Raw genomic sequence first — 5,151 nt, 5'->3', positions numbered from 1 at the left:
CGGCCCCCCCCCCCCCCCCCCCCCGCCCCCCCCCCCCCGGGGGGCGGGGGGGGGCCCGCGGTTCGTGGGGCCCGGCGGCTCGCTCGGCGGTCGGACGGGACCGACGGCAGCGGGCCGTCGCAGCCGTCCGGACCGCGCTCGCGCCGTCCGTCAGTACGAGGCGCTGGTGGCGCACCGGCCGGTGTCGCCGTTGCACACGACGACGTAGGAGGTGATTCCGGCGTCCAGGAGGGTGTCGGTCCAGGCCGTGTCGCGGGGGATGTTGGTCCAGTTGCTCGAGCTCCCGCCGTTCGACTGCTGGAGGACCACGCTACAGGCGGCACCGCCGGTGGAGGTCGCGTAGCCCTGCACGTGGTCGTGCCCGCTGTAGTAGTTGACCACCATGCCCCCGGCACAACCGGGGACGTTGGCCGGATAGGTGGTGGTGGCCGAGGCCATCCCGGTGCCGAGGCCCAGACCGGCGGCGGTGACGGCGAGGACGGCGCCGAGGCGGACGGCGGTGCGCTTCCTGATCATCAGTTTCTCCTGGCGTTCGGTGGCTGATCGGCTCGACCCACTGCCCTCGGGCCCCACGGGCCCGCTTCCCTGGCAGGTTCGGACACCCGCTCGTGGGCTCCGGAAGTCGGGGCTTCGAGGAAGGGCCGCTCCCCCGTTTCGCCCGTACAAAGGGTGCCGGGCGCGGGCACACCGGAGAACGACGTTCGCCGGACGCTTCCCGGACACTTCGCCCCGGACAGCCGCACGCGCCAACTGACCGAAGCCGTCCGAGACAAGCGCCCCCCGGGGGGAATCGACGGGGACCGATCCGCAACGGGGCGACATCGCCCGCCGCGCCCGGACCATGGCGCGGCGGGGCCTGGCGGAGGTCTTCTCCGGCCTCGACCCGCGGATCGGCCGGCACGGTGACCGGCTGAGCATCGACATGCCGTTCGACCTCGACGTGACGGAGGCCGACGTGCTGCTCCTCGCACCGTCGGTCTTCAACGGCTCGCTCTCGGTGGCCGCCGACCCGCTCCCCGGGGCCGGCCCCCAGCAGCCGGTGATCGGGCGCGACCTGGCCGCGGCGTACGGCTGAGCACTCGTGCCGCCCGCCGCCGTGGTGCCGGCCGTCAGTCCAGCGCCACGATCCGGTTGCCGAGCGTCCCGAGCCCCTCGACGCTGCACTCCACCACGTCGCCGGGGGCCAGGTAGCTCGGCGGATCGGCCGCGAAGCCCGTCCCGGCCGGGGTGCCGGTCAGGATGATGTCACCGGGTTCCAGCGGGACGATCCGGGAGATCGCGGCGATCGTCTCCGGGACGGAGAACACCATCCGGTCGGTGCGGGATACCTGTCGGGGTACGCCGTTGACGCTGAGCGTGATCGCGAGGTCGTGCGGATCCGGCACCTCGTCGGCCGTGGTGATCCACGGCCCGAGCGGGCAGCTGCCGGGCAGGCTCTTCGACAGGTAGTACTGCTTGTGCCGGGTCTGGAGGTCCCGCGCGGTGATGTCGTTGGCCACGCAGTAGCCGAACACGTGGTCCAGGGCCGCGGCCTCGCCGACCCGCCAGGCCCGGCGGCCGATCACCACCGCGAGTTCGACCTCCCAGTCGATCTCCCGCGAGAGCGAGAAGTCGATCTCCAGCGGGCCGACGGGCGCGGCCACGCAGCCGCGGTCCTTGGTGAACACCACGGGGTGGCGTGGCCTGCGGTACTCCCGGCCCGCCGCGCGGTACGCCTCCTCGCCGTGGTCGGTGTAGTTGAGGCCGAGGGCGAACAGGTTGTTCGCCGGACGCGGCAGCGGTGCCAGCAACTCGACGTCGCCGAGCGCCAGTCGGCGACCGGAGCGGCCGGGGGCGGAGCGGCCCCACCCGGCCAGCTCCTGCCAGGCCTCCGGCCCACGGCGGAGCAGCTCGGGCAGGCTGTCTGCCCCCGGCCGGTCGGCCGGGGGCAGGGTCAGCGAGCCGCCGTCCGCGTCGACCAGCGCGAGCCGCTCCGCTCCACCGGTCCGGATGGTCGCAACGCGCATCCTTCCTCCTCCTCGTGTTCGTACTCGTGCTCGTGCTCGTGCTCGTGCTCGTGCTCGTGCTCGTGCTCGTGCTCGTGCTCGACGGCGCGGGCCGACGCCCCGGCCGCCCGGCGTGCGGCCGGGGCGGCCGGGGCGTCGCCAGTTCGCGCCGCGCTCAGTCGAGCAGGCGGTCCAGGTGCTGCGCGACGGTGCCGCGCAGCACCTCCGAGGCGCCGCCGGCCATGGTGAGCATCCGGGCGTCCCGCATCAGCCGGGCCAGCGGCATCTTGTCCGACAGCCCGTTGGCCCCGCACACCTGGGCGGCGGCGTTGGTGACCCGCTGGGCGAGGTCGCCCGTCACGTACTTGGCCATCGCACTGGGTGCGCCGGTCTCGTCCCCGGCGGCCCATTCGCCCGCGGCCCAGTCGACGAGGTGCTGCGCCGCCCGCAGCTCACTGACCAAGGGGGCCAGCGTGCTCTGCATCGCGAGGTGGCCCGGCGAACCGGCCGGAAGGCGGGCGCTGGCGTAGTCGAAGGCCGTGCGCAGCGCGCTCTTCGAAAGGCCGAGGCAAATCGCCGACTGGCCCAGGCGCTTTCCGTTGTAATGGCGCATGATCCTGCGCAGCGTTCCCCGCTCGAAACCGAGCACCACGTGTTCGACGGGTACGAACACATCGTGGTAGCGGACGTGGAATTCGCCCAATCCGCGCAGGCCCAGCTTCTCCTTGCGGTCGTCGATCTCGACCGTTCCGTCGCCGGCTCCGAGCAGGGTGCGGTCCACCAGGAACAGGCCGACCTCGCGTGATTCCGGGGCGGGCTTGGCGACCACGAAGTGCACCGTCCGGCGGGCCGCACCGGTGATCCAGTCCTTCTCGCCGCTGATCCGGTAGCCGCCCTCGACCGGGGTCGCCACCGTGGTGAACCGGGCGACGTTGGAACCGGTCTGCGGCTCGCTCATCGCGAAGGCGGCCTGCTTCTCGCCGGTTCGGATCGCTTCGAGGTAGCGGTCGCGCAGCTCGGGCCCCGCGTAGTCGCGCAGCATGCCGATCTGGCCCAGGTTCTGGTCCATCACGGCCTTGGCGACCGAGGGCGAGACCCGGGCGATCTCCTCCAGCACCTGGAGGAGGAAGCGGACCCGCTCGGGCCCGCCGTGCGGCTGGTCGGCCTGGTAGCCGAGGGAGTTGGCGAACAGGCCCTGTCGGACCAGCTCGCCGAACAGTTCGGTGCCGATCTCGTCGCTGCGGTCGATCAGTCCGGCCACCGGGGCGACTCTTTCCCGGGTGAAGCGCCGAAGGTGGTCCAGAAAGGCCGCCGAATCGGTGCCGGCGGCCTCGTCGATGTGGTCAGCGGCGGAGGGACGCTGCTGAACGACCAAGGGAGTCACGGATTTTGCCCTTTCCTCGGAGGAGAGGTTGCAGGCTCGCGCCGATCGCACATCCCGGTGCGAGCGGAATCGACAATGCCAGTCCCGGAACCCCGCCATGTTACCGGCAGGTAAACTGTCCGGCGGCAACCGGTGGTGTGCGTCACAGTTCCACATTGTCCTGATCCTGCGTCAACTAACGTTCAGGCGCCGGAAAATGGCATCCCGGCCCACGCTGTCCACGTGTCCCCCGGAAAGGGCATGCCGATGACGCTGACGTTCTCCACCCTCCTCGTACTGATACTGATGGGCGCCGCGGCGGGCGGCGTCGGCGCACTGACCGGGATCGGCGGCGGTGCGGTCGTGGTCCCGGTCCTGGTACTCGGCTACGGCGTCTCGTTCCGTTCCGCGGTGGCCGTCTCGCTGGCCGCCGTCATCGCCAACTCCGCTGCCGGTTCAGCGGCTTACCTGCGGCAGGGGCTGACCCACAAGCGCCTGGCGTTCAATCTGGAGGTGACCACCACCATCGGCGGCATCCTCGGCAGCCTGGTCACCGCCTTCATCCCGCGCCCCGCCCTGGAGGGCATCTTCGGCCTGAGCCAGTTCCTGTCCGCCGAACTCACCCGCCGCCGCAAACGACTCCCGTCCGCCGCAAACGCGTTGGCGACCGCCGAGATCCCGCCGGACGCCCTCTCCCGGCACGGACTACGCGCCTGCGAGGGCCGTGACGGGCTGACCGGTCTGGTCGCGGACGAGACCGACGGCACCGCGCGCGCCTACCGGGCACGCCGCCCGCTCCTCGGCGCCGGCGCCTCCATGGTGGCCGGGATGCTCTCCGGCATGCTGGGCATCGGCGGCGGGTTCCTCAAGGTGCCGGCCATGACGGTGGGCATGGGCGTGCCGGTCCGGGTCGCCACCGCCACCAGTCAGTTCATGATCGGCATCACTGCGGTGGCCAGCTTCGTCGTCTACTTCGCCGCCGGGGTGGTGCAGCCCCTGCTGGTCGCCCCGATCGTGCTCGGCATCACCACCGGGTCACTGCTCGGCTCCCGGCTCTCCGGCCGGCTCTCGGTGGGCACGATCGAGGCCGTCTACTCCTCGGTCGTCCTCGCCTCCGGCCTGTCCTTCGTCCTCGGCGCCTTCGGAGTGATCCATGTCTGACCTCCCCACCACCGGAACCACCGTCACGGCGGCCGACCGGCCTTCGCCCGCCTCCCCCGACCCCCTGGCCCAGGAGGCCCGCACCAACCGGCTCACCGCCGCCGCCCTGCTGGTCGTCACCACCCTCGCCCTGGCGCTGATCCTGGCCGGGCTGGTCACCTCCCTGGCCGTCGGCGACCGCACGGCCCGCCCGCTCGCGCTCGCCGACCTCGGCTCCCAGCACGACGCGGGCTCCCTGCTGCTCGGCCTCGGCCTCCTCGCCTTGGCCGCCGCCCCGGGCCTGGGCATCCTGGTCACCGTGGCCCGGTGGCTCCGGGCCGGTGACCGGCGCCACGCGCTGCTGGCCGTACTCGTGGTGACCCTGCTGCTGGGCGGCGCGCTGCTCGGCTGACGCGTCGAAGGGCCTTGGTCGCACCGAGGATCGGGGCGACCCGGTGCGGTCCCATCGGGCCGGGAGCCGGGTCTTCCGCGCGTGCAACCGCCCCGGTGCGGTCGGCCCGAACTGCCCCGCGCGGTGGTCGCGGTCGCCGCGTGGGCGCCGCCCACGGGATGCTCTTATGGATGTCAAGCAGCGGTGGTGAGCTGCTCGGCGGTGATGGATGTAGTGCTGGGTGCGGTCAGGACCTGGTAGATCTCGCGGGC

6 protein-coding genes are annotated in these 5,151 nt (G+C 72.5%); 3 read left to right on the top strand and 3 right to left on the bottom strand.

The annotated features are described in order from the left end of the window. Positions 1-150: 150 nt before the first annotated feature. On the bottom strand, positions 151-516 hold the full coding sequence (locus ABTY61_RS32975; protein WP_350508815.1) for a hypothetical protein: 366 nt from the start codon (positions 514-516) through the stop codon (positions 151-153). Positions 517-841: 325 nt separating this feature from the next. On the opposite strand from ABTY61_RS32975, the gene ABTY61_RS32970 reads away from it, so the two are divergent. Next, the gene (locus tag ABTY61_RS32970) at positions 842-1,075 is read left to right on the top strand and encodes a hypothetical protein (RefSeq protein ID WP_350508814.1); all 234 of its coding nucleotides are present in this window, start codon (positions 842-844) and stop codon (positions 1,073-1,075) included. Between the two features lie 34 nt (positions 1,076-1,109). On the opposite strand, the gene ABTY61_RS32965 is transcribed toward ABTY61_RS32970, so the two are convergent. Further along, positions 1,110-2,006: a fumarylacetoacetate hydrolase family protein gene (locus tag ABTY61_RS32965; RefSeq protein ID WP_350508813.1), complete on the bottom strand. Its 897-nt coding sequence runs from the start codon at positions 2,004-2,006 to the stop codon at positions 1,110-1,112. 154 nt (positions 2,007-2,160) lie between these two features. Beyond that, positions 2,161-3,369, bottom strand: a complete 1,209-nt coding sequence (locus ABTY61_RS32960) for an acyl-CoA dehydrogenase family protein (RefSeq protein ID WP_350508812.1) — start codon at positions 3,367-3,369, stop codon at positions 2,161-2,163. Between the two features lie 222 nt (positions 3,370-3,591). Here ABTY61_RS32960 and ABTY61_RS32955 point away from each other — a divergent pair, with 222 nt between their 5' ends. Beyond that, on the top strand, positions 3,592-4,509 hold the full coding sequence (locus ABTY61_RS32955) for a sulfite exporter TauE/SafE family protein (RefSeq protein WP_350508811.1): 918 nt from the start codon (positions 3,592-3,594) through the stop codon (positions 4,507-4,509). Beyond that, positions 4,502-4,900: a hypothetical protein gene (locus ABTY61_RS32950; RefSeq protein ID WP_350508810.1), complete on the top strand. Its 399-nt coding sequence runs from the start codon at positions 4,502-4,504 to the stop codon at positions 4,898-4,900. The genes ABTY61_RS32955 and ABTY61_RS32950 overlap by 8 nt, the downstream gene beginning before the upstream one ends. Positions 4,901-5,151: the final 251 nt, after the last annotated feature.

The sequence above is a fragment of the Kitasatospora sp. NPDC096128 genome (assembly GCF_040303105.1).
Classification (GTDB): domain Bacteria; phylum Actinomycetota; class Actinomycetes; order Streptomycetales; family Streptomycetaceae; genus Kitasatospora.
This window is presented reverse-complemented; position numbering and strand designations above follow the sequence as displayed.

Bases quoted from the DNA above. Each gene is read 5' to 3' on its own strand.
- ABTY61_RS32975 (WP_350508815.1), bottom strand. From the start codon at position 516: ATGATCAGGAAGCGCACCGCCGTCCGCCTCGGCGCCGTCCTCGCCGTC.
- ABTY61_RS32970 (WP_350508814.1), top strand. From the start codon at position 842: ATGGCGCGGCGGGGCCTGGCGGAGGTCTTCTCCGGCCTCGACCCGCGG.
- ABTY61_RS32965 (WP_350508813.1), bottom strand. From the start codon at position 2,006: ATGCGCGTTGCGACCATCCGGACCGGTGGAGCGGAGCGGCTCGCGCTG.
- ABTY61_RS32950 (WP_350508810.1), top strand. From the start codon at position 4,502: ATGTCTGACCTCCCCACCACCGGAACCACCGTCACGGCGGCCGACCGG.